Source organism: Variovorax sp. AC103 (assembly GCF_979254005.1).
This window is the reverse complement of the sequence record NZ_CEEDFC010000026.1, coordinates 86681-103909: the sequence shown is the minus strand read 5'-3', so window position 1 is coordinate 103909 and position 17229 is coordinate 86681. Positions and strand designations below refer to the sequence as shown.

Sequence of the window (17229 nt, the reverse complement as noted above, 5' to 3'; positions counted from 1 at the left end):
CGGCAAGGCATCTGCGGCCGTACATGCGCAAAATTAACGGCAGTTTTGCAAGCGAATGTTGCTACAGTTGCCGCCGTCATGGGTCCTCGAAATGAAGCGCTCGGATGGCGCCTGCTGTTGCTGATCCTCCTCGCGGCGGTGGGATTGGGCTGGCACGTTTCCGCGCAGGCGCTGACCGTGGTGGACCACGCCAGGCTCACGCTGACCGTGCGCGGACAGGCCCAAGCCCCGCAGACCGTGGCCCTGCCGTATGACTGGGACCAGCGGGACGCGGTCGACGGGCAGGCGCACTTCGCGTTCGAGCTCCCGGTGGCCGACCCCGCCGCCCCCATGGCGCTGTTCGTGCCGCGCGTGGGCAACAGCTTTCGTATCTCGGTGGACGGCCGGGAGGTGGCGCGCTTCGGTGCCTTTCCACCCGGGCCCTACGACGATGCCTCCACGACGCCCCAGTACATCGTGCTGCCGGCCACCGGTTCGGCGGCGCCGCTGCGCGTGGAAGTTGCCATTGCGGCGCAGACCGCGCGCCAGGGCGGGCTGTCCCTGGTGGTGGCGGGCAGCGAGGCCGAGATTCTTCCGTTGTACGAAAGCGCCCTGTTCTGGCAGGTGAGCGGCGGGCGCTTCATCGCCATCGTGAGCGGCGTGCTGGGCGCGCTGTCGCTGCTGGTGTGGCTGCGCCAGCGCGAATCGATCTATCTCTACTACGGCCTCGGAGAGTTGCTGTGGTCGCTGCAGACGGCACGCGTGCTTTTCACGCATGTGCCGCTGCCCTGGCCCTGGTGGGGCGTGCTTCCGCTGGCGGCGTTCCAGGCGGCGGTGCCGCTGTTGTGCCGCTTCGCGCTGACGGTGGTGGGGCGCGGCGACAGCCGGCTGGCGCGCCTGCTGGGCCTGATGGCCTGGCTGGCACCCGTGACGGCGGTGCTGGGCATCATGGTGCCCTGGCTGTGGTTGATGCCGCTGTGGCGGGGCCTGGCCCTGCTGTCCGCACTGGCGATGATGGTCGTCGTGCTGCGGGTGGCGCTGCGCAGCGCCGTGCTGGAACACCGCGTGCTGGGCCTGGCCGTGGTGCTGATCGTGCTGTGCGGCGTGCGCGACGTGTGGGTCATGCGAACCTCCCCCGAGGCCTATGCGATGGTGCCCTGGATACGCTTCGCCTGGGTGGGGTTCGCCGTCACGCTGGCCTGGGTCATTGCGGAGCGCATGCGCAAGGACGCCCATGCGATGGTGCAGATGAACGCCGCGCTGGAGACCGAACTCGCCGAGCGCAACGCCGCCCTGGAGGCTGCCTTCGCACGCGAGCGAGAGGGGGAAAAGGCGCGCGGCGCGCTGGAGGAACGCCAGCGGCTGGTGCAGGACCTGCACGACGGGCTGGGCGGCCAGCTCGTCGGGCTGCTGCGCATCGCCCAGCAGCCGGGGGCGGCGCGCGACGACGTCACGCTGCACCTGCGCGACGCGGTGGACCAGCTCAAGCTCACCGTGGACGCCATGCATGCCGACGAGGGCGACGTGGCCTCGACCCTGGGCAGCGTGCGCTACCGGCTGGGTCCGCGCCTGCAGGCCGCCGGCATCGACCTGCACTGGGACGTCGGCCGCCTGCCGCCCATGGCCGGCTGGAGCGCGCGCGAATCCCATCAGCTGCAGATGCTGCTGTTCGAGGCCTTCGCCAACTTGACGGCGCATTCAGGCGCGACACGGGCCAGCCTCAGCGCACGGCGCATTCAGCAGGGCACCACGGACGAGCCGACGGACGAGGCCATCGAAGTCACGCTGTGCGACAACGGCAAGGGCTTCGACGTGACCGCGAAGTCCGCGGGACGGGGGCTGACGAACATGCGCGCGCGTGCGGCGGCACTGGGGGGCACGCTGACTTTGCAGTCGGCTGCCGGCGCGTCGTCGATGTGCCTGCACCTGCCGGTGCACGCCGCCGCTCCGTTCGCCGACTGAAGAAAAAGAAAGAGGCAGCTGCTCGGCGGCTGCTAACCGACTTCTTTCAGCGAGGCCAGATCGACCGGGCCGTCCTGGCTGGCGAATGTCGGCATCCCGCCCTGTGAATCCTGCTGTTGCTGGCTGACGCCCGAGATCTGGTGGCTGCCCGTGTCGTATTGCCTGACGCGGCCGTCTTTCGCCACCACCAGCCGCCGCTGTTCGGGGAAGAAGGCGTAGCGCACGCCGTCCTGCCCGCCGGTGCTTGACGGGTTGGACAAGCCTTCGGGCCACCAGGAGTCGTCTGGCGCAGGCATCGGCTTCATGGGCTCCATCGGCTTCATGGGCTTCATGGGCTTCATCGGTTCCATCACGCGCTCCTGCCTGGCGCTTGGTCGAGAAAATCGTCCCGCGGCGCATCGGTGTCCCCCAGCTGCGGAACCAGGTAGTCGGACACCATGCCGGCGATGTCGGTGCTGCGCACCACCAGCCCCACGATCATGCCGAGCGACAGCAAGCGCCAGGGCTTGACCAGCACGATCAACGACCCTGCGCCCGCCGCATAGACCATCAGCTTGCCCGGGTGCCTGGCGGCATAGTCCTGAAGAAACGGCCTGCCCAACTCTGCCACCGTGCTCAGATGGCTGCGGCGCCACCAGCTTCCCACCATGCTGCGCTCGATCTTGTCCTCGACCCGCCGGCTCCAGGTGGCGGCGGCTGCCGCGGGTTCGGGTTCCTTGACCACGCGAACGATCTGCTCGCCGGTGTCCGTGGCCACTTTCCTGTACCCCATCGCCGCCAGCAGGCTGGCACGGGACAGGGCGAGTCTTTCCTTGGGGGTGAGCGCTTCAGTCATGGTGGTTCCGCACGATAGTCATGGCACGTTGGTCGGCCTCGAGTTCCACGGCCACGAAGGCCGGGGAGACATCGGCGCATCAGTTGAAGTAGCGGCGCGGCGAACGGTCGAACGCCAGCAGCAGTCCGGCCAGCAACGCGCCGCCGGCCGCTGCAACCAGCACCGACTTCATCGGCTCGGCTGCGATCTGCTTGGAGCAAGACTCCTGCCAGTGCGCCGCATGCTCCCTGAGACTGGCAATCTTCTTGCCCGATTCGTTCACCGCATTGCGGGCATAGGCCTTGCCGGTGTCAAGGGCGTCCGCGGCCACGTCCTTCGCGTCGGCGGCGACGCCGCGCGCGGTGTCCAGCGCTTCGCCAGCAGCCGCCTTGGCATCGTCGGCACCGGCGCGCAGGGTCCGCACCGTGTCGCCGGCGATCGCTTTGGCCTCTTCGGCCAGTCCGCTGGCGGCCTTGGTGGCGTCCTGGCCGGCCTGGCGGGCCTCGTCGGCCAGTTGGGAAGGGGTCTTTGCGTCGTCTGCCATGGCGGTCTTTCGAGAGTGAGCAACAAGTTGCGAAGCCGCTATTTGTGCAAAACCCGGCCGCACGCGGTGTCGGGGTGGGCAGGCAGCGCGTGTAGGCGAAAGCAACTCCGGCTGTGCGACGGCGCGACGGCGCAAGGCCTGGATGCGGGCGCCGCGCTCGGGTCAGCGCACCGGCGGAGCGCACTGCCGCGCCACGCCGCCGCGCGGAAGCAGGATGCCCCAGCGTATGCGCACGCTCTGGCTTGCGCCCTTCCCCGTCCAGGGAACCAGCAGCGAACCTCGGCAGTCGGCCGCGCCGAGCGTCGGCTCCAGCATCACGCCTTCGGACAGGAAGTCGGGGTTGTCGAGAATCACCACCATGCCGCCCTGGCGCGCCAGAGCGCCCGGCGCCAGCCAGGGCGAATCGCGCTCCTGCGCGTCGACGAGGAGTTGCACAGACGGGTCCATCTTCAAGGCCACCGCACCGGCGAACCAGGTGTCGCCCACGAGCAGCGTGAAGGGCACACCGCTGACACGACCGACACGGCTTTGCCAGATGTCGTCCAGCGCCAGCGCGACGTCCGCGGCCGGCAGATTGGCGCGCGTCATGTAGCCGAGCTTCTTGCTCCCCACGCCCTCGACCCAGCCCTGGCCCAGCGCCGCCGCAACATGCACACAGACCGTGACCGCCACGACGATGCGCCAGCGCCGGCGCGTCCAGTGCTCCGCGTCCAGCCCCGGCACATTCACCACTGCCCACAACGCCGCGGGCAGGAAGAACGTGGTGAGCCACGAAGGCAGCAGCGTGATCTGCAGCACGGCCGCCAGCGGCAGCACCGCGCACACGGGGCCGAAGGTCGCCCAGGCCAGGAAGCGCCTGTCGAAGGCGGTGCCGGCGGGCACCGGCGCATGCCGTGTCTGCGGGGCCTTGTTCGTCCGCGTGTGCCACAGGCAGGCGGCCAGCAGCACCATCGGCAGCAGCCGGCCGACCTGCTGCGTCACCACGTGAAGCAGGCTGCGGTAGCTGTAGACGTCGGGCGGCTTCGAATGCACGGAGTACAGCGCGTAGGCAATCGAGAGATCTGGATGGCGAAACATCCACACGAAGTGCGGCGCCAGCAACAACAGGGCCACGGCGCCGGCGAGCGCCAGGCCGGCCTGCACGTGCCTGGCGTGCCACAGGCCGTGCCGGACGATGAATGCGAAGCCCACCGCAAACTGCACCACCGCGCTGTACTTGGTCAGGAACGCCAGGGCCGCAAAGCACCCCAGGTACACCCAGTCCCTGTAGCGGGAAGACGGCGCCCGGAGCACGCGCCACAACATCCACCAATAGCCGGCCAGCGACACCAGCTGCACGGTGTTGTGGTTGTAGATGGTGGCGCGCTGCACGTGGTAGGTGACCAGCGTGCCCAGCACGAGCGCCAGCGCGGCGCGCTGGGGCGTCACCAACTCGCGCGCCCACTTCCACACGATGAACAGCGCCCCCGCGCCGCATGCGACGCCGGCGGCATAGGTCAGCCACGGCTCGCGGCCCGCGAGCCGCACCAGCAGGCCCATGATCCAGCTCGGCAGCGGCGGGTGCTTGTAGTAGCCGAACTCGAAGCTGCCGGCCCAGAACAGTTCCTCGACGTTGTCCCAGGGCGGCGTGGGATAGAAGAACGCAATGGACAAGGTCCACACGAGGGCCATCGCCGCCAGGGCCAGCACGATGCGCGCCTGGTCGCCCAGGGGCACAAAGGCAGGCCAGGCGGAACGCACCCATGAAAGACCGCGCGCCGATGCCATGTTTCCGGAGGCCGACTTCATGCGCGGGCAAGCTCCGCGTGCCGCGACCACGGCGCCAGCGCCACGCGGTCGCCCGTGGGCGAGGTCCACGGAAAATCCATGGCGACGAGCACCGTGTATTCAGCGATGCGCGCCTCGCCGTGCGGCGTTGCGGGTGTGCCGTCCAACGACGGGTGACACATCAGCACGTCGCCGCTGCGCGCGGCGCCCAGCCATGCGAGCAGCCGCGTGCGGTAGCCGTCGAGGCCGCCCGCGAAGTCGTAGACACCCAGGAGCGCGTGGCTCATCGGGTGCGACCTTCGCACCGCCTCGCGTGCCAGCGCCCGACCTCCCAGCGCATGAATGACGTGCGCCTTGAACGCGCCGGCGCCGTGCGCCGTGCGCGGCCTGGTGTTGCGCAGCCACGGCAGCGAAGCGCCGTAGCGGTTCGACAGTTCGTCCAGCAGCGCACGCCGCACCACGGGAAACTGATGCACGTGTCGATGCCCGTCGACGAACGCGGGCGGCCGGCCCATGCCGTCCTCGAAGCGCGAGAGCTGATCGGCAATGGCACGCTGCAGGCCCTGCCGCGATGCGGTCCGGGTGCAGGTGCGAAGAAGCAAGGGGCCGAGCCCGGGCTCGTCGCCGCCCGGCGCGCGCGGCGGCGTCAGGTCCAGGTGCAGGCCGACATCCACGCGTTCGGGCTCGACGCGCCGCAGCGACAGCAGCCCCAGGCCCCACGCCTCGCGCTGCACGAGGCAGCCGGTGGCGGTGAGCTTGCGCCGCTCGATCAGGTCGAGCACCGCGGCATTGATGCCGCTGCTCATGCCGAAGTCGTCGGCACAGATGCACAGCTGCTGCGTGCCGGACGCACCTGCCGTCATGCCTCTCCCACGTCGAGCCCGGTGCCGCTCTGCTCCCGCACCACGTACACGGGGCGGCCCTTGACCTCTTCGAAGATCCGCGCAACGTACTCGCCGACGATGCCGGTGGAAATCATCTGCACGCCAATGAAGAACATCAGGCTCACCACGATGGTGGCCCAGCCCGACACCTCGTTGCCGAAGACCATGTGGTCGACCACCACATAGATGCCGTAGGCAAAGGCAGGCAATGCCAGCATGAGCCCCACCACGCTCACCATGCGCAGCGGCCAGGTGGTAAAGGCGGTGAGGCCGTCGAGCGCCAGCCTGACGAGCCGACGCCCGTTGAAATGGCTGCGGCCCTGCGCGCGCGGGGCGGGCGTGTAGGGCAATGCCACGGCCCGGAACCCGACCCACGCATACAGGCCCTTCATGAACCGGCTGCGCTCCGGCAGGCTGGTGAGCACGTCCACCACCTTGCGGTCCATGAGGCGAAAGTCGCCCGCGTTCTCGGGCACGTCGAAGCGGTCGGACGCGTTCAGCAGCTTGTAGAACAACCGCGTGCCCAGCTTCTTCAGGCGCCCTTCGCCGCTGCGGTCGTCGCGCACCGCGTAGACCACCTCGGCGCCTGCCAGCCAGTGGTCGACCATGGCACGCACCAGCGCCGGCGAGTGCTGCATGTCGCCGTCGAGCAGCACCACCGCGTCGCCCGAGGCAGCGGCCAGGCCCGCGGTGATGGCGGCCTCCTTGCCGAAGTTGCGCGACAGCGAGATGCAGCGAAAGCCCGATGTGGCGCACCACTCGCGCGTGACGCTTTCCGTGTCGTCGGTGCTGCCGTCGTCGACCACGATGATCTCCCAACGCAGCTGCGTGGCGCGCAGCATCGCCTGCAATTGCGGCAGCAGCTGGCGCAGGTTCAGCGCCTCGTTGAAGCAGGGCACCACGCAAGACAGGCTGCGTGGGCGCGGCAATGGGGCGGGTGTGTGCACTTGAGGCACCTGGTTCACCTGGTGCACCTGCACCAGCTGGGGCGCCTCGCGCATGACCGCACTCATGACCGGCGCCCCGCTGCGAACTTGCCGTGCAGGCACATCATGGATGCGGCGAGCGGCGTGCAGGCACGTGTGTGAAAGGCAGCGGTCATCACCAGCGAAATGCTCCAGAAACTATGTACGGACAGCCGACATCACGGCTCGTCGCAGGGGCAATCGGTTGTGGATCTAGCACCCAAGACTTAGCTGGGAATTATCACTTTCGTAATAGAAAAAAGCGCAATGACCTTGCCTCCAAAGACGCATCTCACGGGGTCAGTGCGCGGTCAGCATCGTTGGGAATGCGGGCGCCAAGCAGGCAGTGCCTAGGCGCTGCGCACTGGGACACACTGCTGGCGTGCCCCGATCGACGGGTGCTCTGAACACGCTCACGCTGTCGGTGTGCGGCCGATCAACTGTCGTCACAGCGGCGCTGTTTGAAAGCACGACAGCCGAGGCGCAACTTGCTGTGGCTTCGCCATCAACCAGGCGTTGAAGTCCTGTCCGCAGTGCCACCTCCATACCGTTGGAACGGCGCTCTCAAACCCTCCGCAGCGCGACCACCCGCTCGCGCATATCGAAGTCCACCGCCAGTCGCCCCCGATAACGCAATCCCTGGTGCAACGCCGGCCGATACACCCACGTCGTCGCAGCAGCATCGGCAGACGCAGGAAAGAGCTCGATGCGCCCCCCGTTCGGCTCACCCAGGAAAGCCCTCACCGCTCCAGCAGGCGTGCCCGGCGACAACGCCGTAGCCAGCATCTCCCACTGAACGCGGCGCCGTGTTCGCCAGCCCAGCACCAGCCCGATGCCGCCGAACAGAAGCCCGAGCAGCAGCATCGAAGCCCCGGCCCACAGCGCCCGGGCAGCGGCCCCGTCAACCTGGCTGTCGGGCAGCGCGACTGCCGCAATGGCTGCCCCGCCAACGGCTCCCGCCACGAAGCCGGACCCCGCATGAACGGCGAACCAGCGCCACCCGCGCAGGCGCAATGCCAGATGCCATTCGCGCTCGTCCGGCAGCGCGCCCGCAGCGTCGTGCTGCGAGGCGTCGAGCGGCACGACATGGTCGCCCAGCCTGCGAACGACTGACGCCTGTTCCGTGGGCCTGTCTTGCAGCCGGATGTGCCATTCGTCGCGCCCGTCGAGCGAGACGAACAGCGACAGCCCATCGTCGTACGGCAGGAAGCTGGAGCCCAGGAAGCGCCAGCTTTCACCGACGGGGTGTTCTATGCCGTCGTAATCGACAAAGCTCTCGCGCACTTCGTAGCTGCGCCCGGGCTGCAGCGGGCCCCAGGCCTTTGCCGGTTCACGGCCGGTCCAGGTGCCGGAGGGTTGGGGTCCATGCATGTTCGTTGCGTCGGCGTTGTGGGGTCGATTGCGGCCGACTTTAGTTGGTCGCGCTTCGATAATGCGGACCCCTTGTACGGATCCAGCAAAAAATGAGCGCAGCAGATTTCCTCTTCGCCCCCGAGGTGCAGAAGCTCCTGAAGGTCGTCTACGCGGCTCCCGACCAACAGTTCTCGAGCAGTGAGCTTGCCCAGCGCTCGAAGCTCGATTCCGCCGATGTGGCGCGCACCCTGGAGCACCTCGTCGCCAGCGGCATGCTGAAAAGGCAAAAGCCGAAGGCGCGAGCGGAGGCGCAGGTGGCGGAGGAGCCCGAGCTTGCCGAAACTGTCCAGGTCGACCGTTCCTTCGTTTTCTACGCCGAGCTGCGCAGCATCGCGTTGAAGTCGTTCGCAGCCGCCGAGCCGATCCGTTCGATGCTGCGCTCCAAGTTCAAGGACTCGGTCGTGCGCGCCGTCATGCTGGGCGAAGACAAGGACGGCACCGTGGAGTTGCTGGTCGCGCACGGCCAGCTCACGCCCGATGAGGCCGCCATGACCACGGCCTGCCAGAAGCTGTCGAAAACCCTCCACCGTCATCTGAAGGTGCATGTCGTCTCGATTTCCATGCTCGACGGCCTCGCGCCGCGCGACCCGCTCGCCGCCAAGCTTTCCGCAGCTTGCGCGTTCGAGCTCATCGCGCTCGGGGAGACGAAGGCCCGGCTGCCCGTCGAGCGGGTCGGCTTCCTGCAAAGCGCCCGAAAGAAATTGGCCACGCTGTCGCGCTCATCCGTGTGAGCCGAGGCCGCCTGGGGCGGGCGGGTTCCGCCCGGTGCCACATCCTCCATGTGTCGAACCGCTTACAACTTCAGAAAACCCGCCTGTTTGGCGAACTTGCGTTGCGCTTGTTGATCCTCCAAGCACAATCGAAGTCGCTCGACGCGCCGAACTCTCCGTTTCCCCTCCTGTAAGCCAATGCAACTCAAGACTTTCTCCCTCCTCCCGCTCGCGTTCGCAATCGCATCCGGCGCCCTGGTTCCCGGCGCAGCAGCCGTCGCTGCCTCCCATGCCGCCAAGCCAGCAGCCCACAAGAAGCCCGCCGCCGCCGCGCCTGCCGCGGAGCCAGCAGCCGGACAAACCGCGGTTGCCGGCGGGCCGCCGGCGCTGGCCTCCAAGGCATGGTTGCTGATGGACTTCGAATCGGGCGAGGTGCTCGCCTCGGCCAACCCCGACGAACCGCTCCCGCCCGCATCGCTGACCAAGATGATGACCAGCTTCCTGGTCGAGCAGGCACTTCGGTCGGGCAAGCTCAAGAAGGACGATCTCGTGTCGGTCAGCCAGAACGCCTGGTGCCGCGGCTCGAGCACCGAGTCGTGCATGTACCTGCCGCTCAACAGCCAGGCCACGGTCATCGACATCCTGCGCGGCATCATCATCCAGTCGGGCAACGACGCGTCCAAGGCCATCGCCGAGCACATGGCCGGCTCCGAAGAGGGCTTCGCCAAGCTCATGAACGCCGAAGCCCAGCGCCTGGGCATGACGCACACGCATTTCGTGAATGCCACGGGCCTGCCCGATCCGGAGCACAAGTCGTCTGCGCGGGACCTCGCGATCCTGGCGCGCGCGATCATCCGCGACAGCTCCGACTACTACCCGATCTACGCGGAGCGTGAGTTCAAGTACAACGGCATCAAGCAGGGCAATCGCAACGCGCTGCTCTACACCGACCCCACCGTCGACGGCCTGAAGACCGGCCACACCCAGGACGCGGGCTACTGTCTCGTCACTTCGTCCAAGCGCAACGGGATGCGCCTGATCACGGTGATCCTCAACACCAACAGCATGCAGGCGCGCGCCGACCAGACGCGCTCGCTCCTCGGCTGGGGATTTGCCAACTTCGAGCAGGCCACCCCCATCCAGCCCAGCGCGGTCGTTGCGACGCCCAAGATCATCTTCGGCAAGGCCGACACCGTGGCCGCGGGCCTGGGCTCGCCTTGGACGGTGACGGTGCCGCGCGGCCAGAAAGTGAGCACCTCGGTGCAGGTCAAGCCGGACCTGGAGGCGCCGGTGGCCAAGGGAACGGTGATCGGCAAGGTCATCGCGGAATCGAACGGCAAGCCGGTGGGCGAGGCGCCGCTGATTGCGCAGGCTGACGTGGAACGGGCAGGCTTCTTCCTGCGCATGTGGCAACGCCTCACCCGGTTGTTCGGCAAGTGAAGCGCGCGTGATGCGGCCGCAATCAGCTTGCATCGGCACGGTCAATCCCGTAGGCTGACCCGACGCCAACGCGCAACACCCAAGCCCTTGCGATCCGCCGGGCCGGCCTTGCGAACGCGCAAAGGAGTCCAGCCATGCCGAACCGGTCGAACGGCCTCGCGGCCGACGTGAACGCGGTGCGAACACTGGCGCTGGTCGGCGCCCCAGCCGCCGGCAAGACCTCCCTCGCGGAGGCCCTGCTGTACAAGGCGGGTGCCATCAAGGCGTGCGGCAGCATAGAGCGCGGCAGCACCGTCAGCGACCACGACCCGCTGGAGCGCCGCATGCAGCACTCGCTCAACGCGTCGGTGATGCACCTCACCCATGCCGGCACGCGCATCCACCTCATCGACACGCCCGGCGGCCCGGACTTCCTGGGCCAGAGCCTGCCGGCGCTGGAGGCGGTGGAGACGGTGGCGGTGGTCATCAATGCCGCCACCGGCATCGAGCCGATGGCGGTGCGCATGATGGCGTACGCGGCCTCGCGCGGCCTGGCCCGCATGATCATCGTCAGCAAGATCGACTCGCAGGGCGTCTCCCTCTCGGCCCTGCTGGCCGACATCCAGACGACCTTCGGGCGCGAATGCCTGCCGCTGAACCTGCCCGCCGGGGTCCCCAAGCAGGTGGTGGACTGCTTCTTCAACCGCTTCGGGCAGTCCGACTTCGGCCCCGTCGAAGCGGCGCACCGCGCACTGGTGGAGCAGGTGGTCGAGGTCGACGCGGCCTTCGTCGACCGCTACCTCGAGGAGGGCGACGTGGATCCGGCCGAGCTGCATGCGCCGCTCGAGCAGGCGCTGCGCGAAGGCCACCTGATTCCCGTGTGCTTCGTCTCGTCGCGCAGCGGCGCCGGCGTGGCCGAGCTGCTGGACGTGATCGTCAAGCTCCTGCCCGACCCGAGCGAGGCCAACCCGCCGAACTTCATCGTTGGCGAGGGCGCAGGGGCCAAGCCCATGGAGGCCAGGCCCGACCCTTCGCTGCACGTGCTGGCGCACGTGTTCAAGGTCACGAACGCACCCTACGTCGGCAAGATGGGCATCTTGCGCGTGCACCAGGGCACGCTCACACGCGAGAGCCAGCTCTACATCGGCGACGGCCGCAAGCCCTTCAAGGTGGGGCACCTGTTCATGCTCCAGGGCAAGGACCATGTCGAGGTGTCGAACGCGCTGCCGGGCGATATCGTGGCGGTGGCCAAGGTCGAGGACATTCATTTCGATGCCGTGCTGCACGACGCGGCCGAAGACAGCCATGTCCATCTCGCGCCGCTGGCGTTTCCGGTGCCGATGCACGGTCTGGCTGTGGCGCCCCGGCGCCATGGCGACGAGCAGCGCACGTGGGAGACCCTTGGCAAGCTCGCAGCCGAAGATCCCTGCCTGCGCATCGAGCATGTGGCGGCCGCCCACGAGACGGTTCTCTACGGACTGGGCGAGCTTCACCTGCGCACCGTGCTCGACCGCTTACGCGAGATGTACCACCTCGAGGTGCAGACGCGCCCGCTGCAGCCGGGACACCCGCGGTCCGGCACAGACCCCTGACGCCCGGCGGCGCGCCATGCAGTGGTCCGCGCAACCCGGCGGATCCAGCAAGGCTCAGCCAGCGCGCGCGGCGCGTGCCTTGCGCGGGCCGCTGCGCGCGGGTTTCGCCGCGTCGAAGACCATGCGCATCGCCTCGCGCACCTGCGCGCGCAACCAGCTGTGCGCGTTGTCGGTGTCGTAGCGCTGGTGCCACGCCTGGTGCACGGGCACCGGTGTCATCTTGAGCGGCAGGGGCAAGGTCTGCAGCCCCAGTGCGACGACAGCCGAACGGCACATCTGCTCGGGCACGACCACGACCAGATCGCTCTGCCGCACGAACAGCAACGCAGCCGTGCTCGTGGGCGCCGAAGCGACGACGCGCCGGCGCAGGCCCAGAGCGGCCAGCGCCTTGTCGACCGGATCGCTGAGACGACCGCGGCGCGACACCGTCAGGTGCTGTGCGAGCGCATAGCGCCCAAGGTCGGCCTTGCCGCTCGCCAGCGGATGACCGCTGCGCACGGCGAGCACCAAGCGGTCCTCGCCGATGGTCTCGTGGCGGATTTCGGGCTGAGGCGGCACGGCCGCACCGATCTCCAGGTCGACCTGGCCGTGGCGCAGGTCGTTGGTGTCGGTGGCGGCTTCGGCCAGCAGGCGCAGCGCCACGCCCGGTGCCTGGGCCTGCACGATGGCCAGTAGCGCGGGGCCGATCGCCGTGCCGATGGCGTCGTGACACTGCAGCGTGAAAGTGCGTTCGAGTTGCTCCAGATCCAACGGCCGCTGCGGTGAGAGCACGGCGTTCGCCTTTTGCACCAGCGCATGCACCTCGCTGCGAACTGCAACCGCATGCGGGGTGGGCGTCATGGTCCAGCCTGTACGCACCAGGATCTGGTCGCCGGTGGCACGGCGGATGCGCCCGAGCGTGCGGCTCATGGCCGGTGACGACACATGCATGCGCGCCGCCGCGCCGGCCACGCTGCCCTCTTCGAGCAGGGCATCGAGTGCACTCAAGAGGTTCAGATCCAGTTGCATTCAGGTAACTCCGTTTTTACCAAAGATGCACTTGAGGTTAACTGATATGGTCCGCCGCATTGAACAAGCAAGGAGCTTCGATGCCCGCAGAAACCACTTCCCCGACGACCGACCACCTGCTGCTGCCTGCCGTCATCGCCGCCGTTCATTCGGCCGGCGCCCGGTTGCTGGAGCGCTTCGGCCACACGGCGCCGCTCGCCACGTTCGACGACGTCGTGACGGCCATCCACGCCAACGACTCTGCATCGCTGGACTGCCTGCGCGATGCGCTTCGGGTTGCACGGCCCGACGCAGGCTGGGTCGAGGACGAACTCGAAGGCGGAGCCCTGCCGCCGGGCGAGTGGTGGATCACCGATCCGGTCGAGGGCAACATCAACCATGTGCACGGCCAGCCGGACTGGGGGGTGACGGCCACGCTGGTCCGCGACAACGTTCCGGTGCTGACCGTCGCGCATGTGCCACTCACCGGGCGAACCTACACCGCCGTGCGCGGCGGCGGCGCCTTCGTCGACGGCATGCCGCTTCGCCCATCGGCCAAGACCGAGTTGCGCAGCGCCATGGTGGCCACCGGCCAGGCGCGCCCCGGCGAAAGCAGCGAGACCTACCGCCGCATCGGCCAATCGGTCACCGCGATGCTGGAAGCGGCCCTGGTGGTGCGCGTGACAGTTTCCGCGACCTTCCAGCTGGCGATGGTGGCCGGGGGGCAGATGGATGCGTTCTGGCAGCACAGCAACGTGCGCTCGGGCCTGGTGTCGGGCGCCCTGCTTGTCGAGGAAGCCGGCGGCGCGGTCAGCGACCTGCGCGGAAAGCCCTGGCGCCTGGACAGTGAGGACTTCCTGGCCGCGGCGCCGGGGCTGCAGCGCGAGGCCGTGCAAACGCTTTCCGTCGTCGCCTGAGGCTCGCTCCCCTTCCTTTCACCTTCTGTCATTCCACGCTCAACGGAAATCCATGAACCACATCTCCATCCTCGGCTCGGGCCGCGTCGCCGGCGCACTCGCGGGCAAGCTCGCCGCAAGCGGCCATGACATCGCCATCGGCTCGCGCGACCCGGTCGCAGCCGCCGCAAAGTGGAGCGGACCTGCGGTGCGCCACATGCACACCCGCGCGGCCGCCGGCGGCGCGCAGATCGTCGTCAACGCGACACCGGGCGACAGCGCGCTCGCGCGTCTGACTGAGCTGCGCGCCGAGCTCGAAGGAAAGATCCTCATCGACATCTCGAACGCCTCGGCGCGCGGCGCCGACGGCATGCCAGCCGGGCTGCTCTACACCGAGGGCAGCCTGGGCGAGCGCCTCCAGCAGGCATTGCCCGGCACGCGCGTCGTGAAGACGCTGAACACCATGGTGTTCAGCGTGATGGCCGACCCACGCAGTCTGTCGGTGCCTGCAAGCGTGTTTGTCTCGGGGAACGACGAAGGCGCGAAGGCGACCGTGGTCGCGCTGCTCGGCGACCTGGGCTGGCCGGCCGACTGGATTGTCGACCTGGGCGACATTGCGAGCGCGCGCGCCACCGAGGCCCTGATGCTGATGGTGCCGCACGTGCTGCGGCGGTACGGGTTCAAGCCTTTCGCGCTGAGCCTCGCTCGCTGAGCACCGCCCGGTGCCCGGCCGTGCCGCGCGAAAACCGCAGGGCGTGACCCTCAGCCGCGCGCTGGCCTCGGAGCAAGAAAAGGTGCCAGCGAGAACATCAGCGTTCCTGCGGCGACGAGCGCCCAGGTCGACACATGGAAGCTTCCCGTCAGGTCGCGCAACAAGCCGAGCGTGAGTGGCCCCAGCGCGCCCAGGAAGTAGCCGACGAACAGCACGAAAGATGTCCACGAGTTGGCTTCGTCAGGGCTGGAGGTGTGGTCGAGCGGCAGGGTCATGCCCAGGGAGAACGAGCCTCCTATGCCTGCCGCAACGAGGGGAATGACGAGCAGGGGCATGGCGCCCGGCGCGATGGCCATCGCGCACAGGCCCACGAGCGCGATGCCGGCGAACAAGCCGATCACCCATCGACGGTCTTCGGCCTTGCCGACCAGCGCGGGCAGCGGGTTGGCGAGCATGAAGGTGGTCGTGAAGCTTGCGAGTGCCAGTCCGGCGGTGCCGTGCGAGGCGTGGGTGTTGCCGAATTCGCGGTACATCGGTGCGATCCACGAGAGCAGGCCGAAGAACAGGAAGTTGTTGGTCGCGAAGTAGAAGGCCACCAGCCAAGCCTTCGAGGACCTCGCCGGATGCACAGGAACGGCTGGAGCAGAAGCGGCTTGTGCCGACACTGCGCGGGGCGCATCGGCCGGGTCTTGCGAGCCAGCCACGTACAGCCAGGCGGCGATGGCCGTGAGCCCGGGCAGCGCCCAGAACCCGGTGCCCAGACGCCAGCCGCCGCCAAGCGCCGCCAGCGGCCCCGTCATCGCGGCGGCAAGGGTGCTGCCCAGGCCGAGCGACATCGCATACAGGCCCATCAGCAAGGACACATGCCGGGGGAAGCGGGCCTTGACGAAGCCCGAGATCAACGCACCCGAGACGGCGATGCCCGCGCCCACGCCGGCGGTGGTGACGAGCAGCGAAGCCGTGGTTCCCACGAAGGCGCGCAACAAGGTGGCAATGCCCAGCACCGCCAGCGCGGCCAGGATCACCCGGTCCCGACCGAAGCGACGCGCGAGCCAGGGTGCAGGCAGTGCCAGCAGCCCCATGAGAACGTTCGGAATGGCAGTCAACAGGGAGGCCTGTGTGTTGGAGATCCCGAACGCGCTGCGGATCTGCTCGAGCATCGGGCCGATGGAGACGATGCCTGGGCGCAGGTCCACGGCCACCAGCGCGATGCACGCGATGGCGGCCGCGAGCGTCATGCCTGAGCTGACTTGCGGTGCCGCCGCAGCAGCGGAGGCCGTGCGCGAGCCGAACGATGTTGCCGGGATGGCGTGGGCGATGCTGGAGGACATGGTGTGGAGGCTCTTTGAATGTCGGGGTGTGTGGTTCAGTCGATGCAGGGGACCAGGGCCGACGCCCCGGCCTGCGCGACCGCGATGTCCTGCTCGACGCTCCCCGCGCTGGCACCGATGGCACCGACCAAGCTGCCGTTCGAGCGGATCGGAAGGCCTCCGCCGAACACCACGGCGCGGCCACCGAGCGCGTGCTGGATGCCGTACAGCTCGGCACCGGGTTGTGCCAGCCGAGCGAGCGTGCCGGTGGGGTGGCCGAACATCGCCGAGGTGTGCGCCTTGTCGATCGCCAGCGCCGCACACCCGGCGACGCCTGCCTCGCCTCGAGAGAAGTGCAGCAGGTGCCCGCCGCAGTCCACCACGGCAATCGAGTGGCGATGCCGAGCCGCGAAGCGCAGGCCTCGGCGGCCAGGACCATCGCCTTCGCATCGGCGAGCGTCAGGGTCTCGGTGAGTCTGGGCATGACAGTCCTGTGGCGCTGAACCGCGGTCTCACTTCGCGCTGGCGTTGACCGCCGCGATGATCACTGCGGCCACGTCCTTGGGACGCGACTGTTGCGGCACATGGCTGGTCGGCAGTGTCGTCGTGGTCGCGCCGATCTTCTTCGCCATGGCGCGCTCGAGGTCGGGCGAGATGATGCGGTCGTTGGCGCTGACGATGAACCACGAGGGGCGCGTCTTCCATGCGGCCACGGTCGTCTTGTCTTCGAGGGCCTTGGCCTGCAGCGGGCCTTGCGTCACGGCCATGACCGCGGCCTGTGCGCGGGGCACGTCCGGCGCGAAGTCTTCGGCGATGGCCTGCGGCGGCAGCGTGAGCCAGCCCTTGGCGTCGGCCACCAGCCGCTTGACGCCCGGCGACGGCGGATAGTCCTTGCCCAGCTCGGCGGACGACTGGCCCGCGTCCGGCGCGAAGGCCGCCACATAGACCAGCCCGGCCACCTTGTCGTTGTCGCCCGACTCGGTGATCACGGTGCCGGCCCACGAGTGGCCCACCAGCACCACCTTGCCGTTCTGGTTGTCGATGGCGCGGCGTGTCGCGGCCACGTCGCCGGCCAGCGACTCGAGCCCGTTCTGCACCGCCGTCACATGGATGCCCTTGGCCTGCAGCAGCGGAATGACCTTGGCCCAGTCGGAGCCGTCGGCGAAAGCGCCGTGCACGAGAACGACCGATGGCAGGTCGGCTGCGAAGACATTGCCGCCGACCAGGGCAGCGGTGGCGAGTGCGACGGATGAAAGGATGTTGCGGATCGTCATG

Annotated in this window: 16 protein-coding genes and 1 pseudogene; 6 read left to right on the top strand and 11 right to left on the bottom strand. The window is 68.5% G+C overall.

The window, feature by feature from the left end; translation table 11 throughout:
- Nucleotides 1–78 precede the first annotated feature (78 nt).
- Nucleotides 79–1941 carry a sensor histidine kinase gene (locus tag AC0IYU_RS29835; protein WP_472124701.1) on the top strand — a complete coding sequence of 621 codons (1863 nt, stop codon included), beginning with the start codon at nt 79–81 and terminating at the stop codon, nt 1939–1941.
- 32 nt (nt 1942–1973) lie between these two features.
- Here AC0IYU_RS29835 and AC0IYU_RS29830 read toward each other — a convergent pair whose 3' ends face one another.
- The 7 genes from AC0IYU_RS29830 to AC0IYU_RS29800 form a co-directional block, all read right to left on the bottom strand.
- Nucleotides 1974–2291 carry a hypothetical protein gene (locus AC0IYU_RS29830; RefSeq protein ID WP_472124698.1) on the bottom strand — a complete coding sequence of 106 codons (318 nt, stop codon included), beginning with the start codon at nt 2289–2291 and terminating at the stop codon, nt 1974–1976.
- Entirely contained in the window at nt 2291–2776 is a 486-nt protein-coding gene (locus AC0IYU_RS29825; protein WP_472124695.1) for a hypothetical protein, read from the bottom strand. Before AC0IYU_RS29825 ends, AC0IYU_RS29830 begins: the two co-directional genes overlap by 1 nt.
- A 79-nt stretch (nt 2777–2855) precedes the next feature.
- Entirely contained in the window at nt 2856–3299 is a 444-nt protein-coding gene (locus AC0IYU_RS29820) for a hypothetical protein (protein ID WP_472124692.1), read from the bottom strand.
- Nucleotides 3300–3461: 162 nt separating this feature from the next.
- On the bottom strand, nt 3462–5015 hold the full coding sequence (locus AC0IYU_RS29815; protein WP_472124689.1) for a glycosyltransferase family 39 protein: 1554 nt from the start codon (nt 5013–5015) through the stop codon (nt 3462–3464).
- A 68-nt stretch (nt 5016–5083) separates the two neighbouring features.
- Nucleotides 5084–5929 carry a ChbG/HpnK family deacetylase gene (locus AC0IYU_RS29810; protein ID WP_472124686.1) on the bottom strand — a complete coding sequence of 282 codons (846 nt, stop codon included), beginning with the start codon at nt 5927–5929 and terminating at the stop codon, nt 5084–5086.
- On the bottom strand, nt 5926–6963 hold the full coding sequence (locus AC0IYU_RS29805) for a glycosyltransferase family 2 protein (RefSeq protein ID WP_472124684.1): 1038 nt from the start codon (nt 6961–6963) through the stop codon (nt 5926–5928). The genes AC0IYU_RS29810 and AC0IYU_RS29805 overlap by 4 nt, the downstream gene beginning before the upstream one ends.
- 516 nt (nt 6964–7479) lie before the next feature.
- Nucleotides 7480–8286, bottom strand: a complete 807-nt coding sequence (locus tag AC0IYU_RS29800) for a DUF3601 domain-containing protein (RefSeq protein ID WP_472124681.1) — start codon at nt 8284–8286, stop codon at nt 7480–7482.
- A gap of 92 nt (nt 8287–8378) precedes the next feature.
- Between AC0IYU_RS29800 and AC0IYU_RS29795 the strand changes: the two genes are divergently transcribed.
- From AC0IYU_RS29795 to AC0IYU_RS29785, 3 genes and pseudogenes are all read left to right on the top strand, one after another.
- On the top strand, nt 8379–9059 hold the full coding sequence (locus tag AC0IYU_RS29795) for a hypothetical protein (RefSeq protein ID WP_472124678.1): 681 nt from the start codon (nt 8379–8381) through the stop codon (nt 9057–9059).
- A 177-nt stretch (nt 9060–9236) separates the two neighbouring features.
- Complete coding sequence (locus tag AC0IYU_RS29790; RefSeq protein WP_472124675.1) at nt 9237–10478, top strand: D-alanyl-D-alanine carboxypeptidase family protein; 1242 nt, start codon at nt 9237–9239, stop codon at nt 10476–10478.
- Between the two features lie 134 nt (nt 10479–10612).
- Nucleotides 10613–12010, top strand: a pseudogene (locus AC0IYU_RS29785) (GTP-binding protein); the annotation flags it as partial.
- Between the two features lie 93 nt (nt 12011–12103).
- On the opposite strand, the gene AC0IYU_RS29780 reads toward AC0IYU_RS29785, so the two are convergent.
- Entirely contained in the window at nt 12104–13057 is a 954-nt protein-coding gene (locus tag AC0IYU_RS29780) for a LysR family transcriptional regulator (protein WP_472124672.1), read from the bottom strand.
- Nucleotides 13058–13137: 80 nt separating this feature from the next.
- On the opposite strand from AC0IYU_RS29780, the gene AC0IYU_RS29775 reads away from it, so the two are divergent.
- Together AC0IYU_RS29775 and AC0IYU_RS29770 are read left to right on the top strand one after the other, a co-directional pair.
- Nucleotides 13138–13953 (top strand): inositol monophosphatase family protein, encoded by an 816-nt coding sequence (locus AC0IYU_RS29775; protein WP_472124669.1) that lies wholly within the window; start codon nt 13138–13140, stop codon nt 13951–13953.
- Between the two features lie 52 nt (nt 13954–14005).
- On the top strand, nt 14006–14644 hold the full coding sequence (locus AC0IYU_RS29770; protein ID WP_472124666.1) for an NADPH-dependent F420 reductase: 639 nt from the start codon (nt 14006–14008) through the stop codon (nt 14642–14644).
- 50 nt (nt 14645–14694) lie between these two features.
- Here AC0IYU_RS29770 and AC0IYU_RS29765 read toward each other — a convergent pair whose 3' ends face one another.
- The 3 genes from AC0IYU_RS29765 to AC0IYU_RS29755 all read right to left on the bottom strand — a co-directional run bounded on the left by AC0IYU_RS29765 (nt 14695) and on the right by AC0IYU_RS29755 (nt 17228).
- Nucleotides 14695–15975: an MFS transporter gene (locus AC0IYU_RS29765; protein WP_472124663.1), complete on the bottom strand. Its 1281-nt coding sequence runs from the start codon at nt 15973–15975 to the stop codon at nt 14695–14697.
- Nucleotides 15976–16010: 35 nt separating this feature from the next.
- Complete coding sequence (locus AC0IYU_RS29760) at nt 16011–16343, bottom strand: GlcG/HbpS family heme-binding protein (RefSeq protein ID WP_472124743.1); 333 nt, start codon at nt 16341–16343, stop codon at nt 16011–16013.
- 123 nt (nt 16344–16466) lie between these two features.
- A complete protein-coding gene (locus AC0IYU_RS29755) occupies nt 16467–17228 on the bottom strand; it encodes an alpha/beta fold hydrolase (RefSeq protein ID WP_472124660.1) in 762 nt (253 codons plus the stop codon).
- Nucleotide 17229 lies beyond the last annotated feature (1 nt).

Bases quoted from the DNA above. Each gene is read 5' to 3' on its own strand.
- AC0IYU_RS29835 (WP_472124701.1), top strand. From the start codon at position 79: ATGGGTCCTCGAAATGAAGCGCTCGGATGGCGCCTGCTGTTGCTGATC.
- AC0IYU_RS29830 (WP_472124698.1), bottom strand. From the start codon at position 2,291: ATGGAACCGATGAAGCCCATGAAGCCCATGAAGCCGATGGAGCCCATG.
- AC0IYU_RS29825 (WP_472124695.1), bottom strand. From the start codon at position 2,776: ATGACTGAAGCGCTCACCCCCAAGGAAAGACTCGCCCTGTCCCGTGCC.
- AC0IYU_RS29820 (WP_472124692.1), bottom strand. From the start codon at position 3,299: ATGGCAGACGACGCAAAGACCCCTTCCCAACTGGCCGACGAGGCCCGC.
- AC0IYU_RS29810 (WP_472124686.1), bottom strand. From the start codon at position 5,929: ATGACGGCAGGTGCGTCCGGCACGCAGCAGCTGTGCATCTGTGCCGAC.
- AC0IYU_RS29805 (WP_472124684.1), bottom strand. From the start codon at position 6,963: ATGAGTGCGGTCATGCGCGAGGCGCCCCAGCTGGTGCAGGTGCACCAG.
- AC0IYU_RS29800 (WP_472124681.1), bottom strand. From the start codon at position 8,286: ATGCATGGACCCCAACCCTCCGGCACCTGGACCGGCCGTGAACCGGCA.
- AC0IYU_RS29795 (WP_472124678.1), top strand. From the start codon at position 8,379: ATGAGCGCAGCAGATTTCCTCTTCGCCCCCGAGGTGCAGAAGCTCCTG.
- AC0IYU_RS29790 (WP_472124675.1), top strand. From the start codon at position 9,237: ATGCAACTCAAGACTTTCTCCCTCCTCCCGCTCGCGTTCGCAATCGCA.
- AC0IYU_RS29780 (WP_472124672.1), bottom strand. From the start codon at position 13,057: ATGCAACTGGATCTGAACCTCTTGAGTGCACTCGATGCCCTGCTCGAA.
- AC0IYU_RS29775 (WP_472124669.1), top strand. From the start codon at position 13,138: ATGCCCGCAGAAACCACTTCCCCGACGACCGACCACCTGCTGCTGCCT.
- AC0IYU_RS29770 (WP_472124666.1), top strand. From the start codon at position 14,006: ATGAACCACATCTCCATCCTCGGCTCGGGCCGCGTCGCCGGCGCACTC.
- AC0IYU_RS29765 (WP_472124663.1), bottom strand. From the start codon at position 15,975: ATGTCCTCCAGCATCGCCCACGCCATCCCGGCAACATCGTTCGGCTCG.
- AC0IYU_RS29755 (WP_472124660.1), bottom strand. From the start codon at position 17,228: ATGACGATCCGCAACATCCTTTCATCCGTCGCACTCGCCACCGCTGCC.